This is a genomic window from Agromyces humi (assembly GCF_009720255.1).
GTDB lineage: Bacteria > Actinomycetota > Actinomycetes > Actinomycetales > Microbacteriaceae > Agromyces > Agromyces humi.
The window spans coordinates 1-2,924 of the sequence record NZ_WJSP02000430.1 but is presented as its reverse complement, the minus strand read 5'-3'; the positions used below and the strand labels follow the sequence as shown (position 1 = coordinate 2,924).

General features: G+C 73.6%; 3 protein-coding genes. 1 reads left to right on the top strand and 2 read right to left on the bottom strand.

Going from position 1 to position 2,924, the window contains the following annotated elements; translation table 11 throughout:
• The coding region (locus GH736_RS20350; protein ID WP_159606567.1) for a multicopper oxidase family protein at nt 1-986 on the bottom strand (986 nt) is incomplete at its 3' end.
• The gene (locus GH736_RS20345) at nt 970-1,440 is read right to left on the bottom strand and encodes a hypothetical protein (protein WP_159606565.1); all 471 of its coding nucleotides are present in this window, start codon (nt 1,438-1,440) and stop codon (nt 970-972) included. The genes GH736_RS20345 and GH736_RS20350, both read right to left, overlap by 17 nt.
• A gap of 199 nt (nt 1,441-1,639) precedes the next feature.
• On the opposite strand from GH736_RS20345, the gene GH736_RS20340 reads away from it, so the two are divergent.
• Nucleotides 1,640-2,924: hypothetical protein (locus GH736_RS20340; RefSeq protein WP_159606563.1), on the top strand; the 1,285-nt coding region annotated here is incomplete at its 3' end.

The following is a 2,924-nucleotide window of genomic DNA, read 5'->3' as shown; positions in this document are numbered from 1 at the left end:
GGTCGCGGCATCCCACCGCACGGCACGAGGCGCACGGCCTCGCCCGTCGCGGGCGCGCGCACCGCGACATCCGCTCTCCCGCCTGCGGGGATGAGGAGCCGTCGGTCGCGCACGTCGCCGGGGTCGTTCATGTCGTGGCCGTCGACGGCGAGCACGCGGTAGGGTGCCGCCGACCAGACGGACGCGGTGCCCTGGTCGCTGTTGATCACGCGCACGCGGACGGTGGAGCCGGGCGCCGCGGCGACGTGTTCGTCCTCGACGCGCCCGTTCAGGGTGTGCTCGCCGCCGTACACGTGCAGCAGTGCCGTGACGTCGGCCTCGGCCGCGACGGCGGGCGGCCCGGCGGGCTCGATGACGACCGCGCCGAGGAGCCCGCCCACGACCTGCTCGTGCGAGACCTGGTGCGAGTGGTACCAGTACGTCCCGGCATCCGACGCCTCGAACCGGTAGACGTGGCGGCCGCCCACCGGCACCGCGTCCTGCGTGATGCCCGCGACGCCGTCGGCCGCGTTCGGCACGTCGATGCCGTGCCAGTGCAGCGTCGCGCCGGCGGCGACCGATTCGTTCACGAACACGACCTCGACGAGGTCGCCCTGCTTCGCGCGGATCTCGGGGCCGGGGGAGGTGCCGTTGACGGTGTACCCGGCGACGGTGCGGCCGCCCGGCACGTCGATCGACTCCTGCCGGGCCACGAGCTCGACGCGCACGTCGGCCGGGCGGTCGGGATCGGCCGTCAACGCGGTCACCTCAACCGTGCCGGTCGAGCCGCCGGCTCCGGATGCCGCGGACGCGCCGGGCCCGCCGGAGCCGTGCTCCGCGTGGCCGCCGTGCCCGTGGTCGCCCGTTTCGCCGTGCCCCGCCCCCATGTCCATCACCGAGTACTCGCCGAGCAGCGTGGAGCTCCAGGCGAGCGCGCCGGCGCCGAGCGCGGTCGTCACCGCGATGCCGACCGCGAGCCTGCGGACGAGCTCACGCCGCGACGGCATCGGTCGTCGCCTCCTCGGCGCGCTCCGGTGCTGCGGGACGTCGGACCCGGAGTGCGGCGACCGTCGCGGCGACCACGACCGCCAGCGCGTTGGCCCCGTGGATGAGGCCGAGGTGCGGCACCCCGACGATCGAGAACCCGAGCGTCACCTGCAGCACGACGAGGCCGAGCGTGATCGCCGCCCAGAGCTTCGCGCCGCGTACCCGCACGAACAGCGAGACGACCAGCAGCGCGATCGCGAGCAGCGGGATGAGGCCCGCGCCGACGATCCCGTGGATCGCGAATCCGAGCTCGCCGACGCCTCCCGCCTGGAAGCTCTCCAGCAGCGCCTTGTCGACGACGCCGCCCTCCGACACGAGGTTGAGCATGCCGCCGAACGCGAAGGCGATGGCGGCCGCCTGCACGACGACCGCGCCCGCGATGGTCCAGGCCAGGCCTGCGTAGATCCTGCGCATGAGCTTCACTCCCTGTTTCGTGCGGCGCGCCGTCGTGGCATCCGCTCGACCCCGACCTTCGCGGAGCGGTGGCCCCGCGGGAACGCAGCAGGCCGGATGCCGCGTGGCGGCGCGCCGCCGACGTGATGGAGGCCAGCCCCCAAGGGCTGGTGCGGATGCCCCTCTCCCGCCGGCCGCCCGGGAGGAGGACGATAAGAGCGTGGACCGCAGGTGGGTGTGCCTCGCGACGCTCGGCCCGATCGGGGTCGCCGCGCTGGTCTACGTCGTCGTCGTGCGCGGCTTCATCGACCCCGACGCCAGCTCGGACCACGGCCTCGCCTGGCCGCTGCTCGGCGCGCTGCCGCTGTTCGTGTTCGGCATGTGGCTGCTCACGGTGTCCGCGTCGCGCATCGCCCTGCTCATCGCGCTCGGATCGACGGCGATGCTCGTCGGCGCGGCGTACGAGACCTTCGTGCACATGAACCTCGCGCTCATCGTCGAACCGTGGTTCCCGCTCGTCAACGTGCTCCACCTGACCGCCGATGCGGTGGCGACGTCGACGCTGCTCATCGTCTTCGCGACCTTCCCCGACGGCGTCCCGGAACACCGGTGGCAGCGGATCGCGGTCGTCTTCCTCTGGCTCCCGGTGCTCGCGGGCCCGCTCACCCTGCTCACGACTCCGCACGTCGTGATGTCGCCGTTCATCGGCATCAGCGGCGAGGCGATCCCCAATCCGTACGTCGTGCCGGGGCTCGAGTGGGCGGCCCCGGCAGTGCAGTACCTCGTCGTCCAGTCCTGGGCGGCCGTCGCGCTGGGCGTCACGGTACTCGCCTCCCGTGCGCTCTTCGGGTCGCCCGAGGTGCGGGCGAGCACCCGGGTCATGGCCCTGGCGGTCGCCTCGGCGATGGTGGCGTTCGTGCTGTGGACGTTCGTGCCGGGCCTCGTGGGCGTCGAGTTCCTGGTGTACGCCTCGATGATCGCCATCCCGGTGGCGGCGATCCACGGCATCCTCCGGTACGGCGCGTTCGACATCGGGCCGGGCGATCGCGGTGCGCTCGTCGAGCGCTCGTCGAACCTGCTCATCACGGTCGTGTACGCCGCGGGGGTCGCCACACCCGCCCTGCTGCTCACGCCACCGCTCAGGACCGTGCCGGCGATCCTGCTCACGACGATCCTGGCGGTCGTGCTGCTGCCGGCACGCAGCTGGATGCAGCGCCGGCTCCATCGTGCCCTGTTCGGCGATCGCGAGCGGCAGTTCGGCATGCTCAGCGAACTCGGTGCTCGCCTCGAGCAGGCGGGCGACCCCCGCGACCTGCTCGCCCACCTGGCCGCCGGCGTGCGCGACGGGCTGGACGCCTCGTGGGTCCGGATCCGGCTGGTCGGTGCGGACGGCGGGCTCGCCGAATCGCCCGCGGGCATCGTCGGCGACGTGGCCGGCGAGCCGGCGGAGTCGGTGGACCTCGTCCACGCCGACGAGACGCTCGGCCGCATCGAGGTCGGGCCCC

Bases quoted from the DNA above. Each gene is read 5' to 3' on its own strand.
- GH736_RS20345 (WP_159606565.1), bottom strand. From the start codon at position 1,440: ATGCGCAGGATCTACGCAGGCCTGGCCTGGACCATCGCGGGCGCGGTC.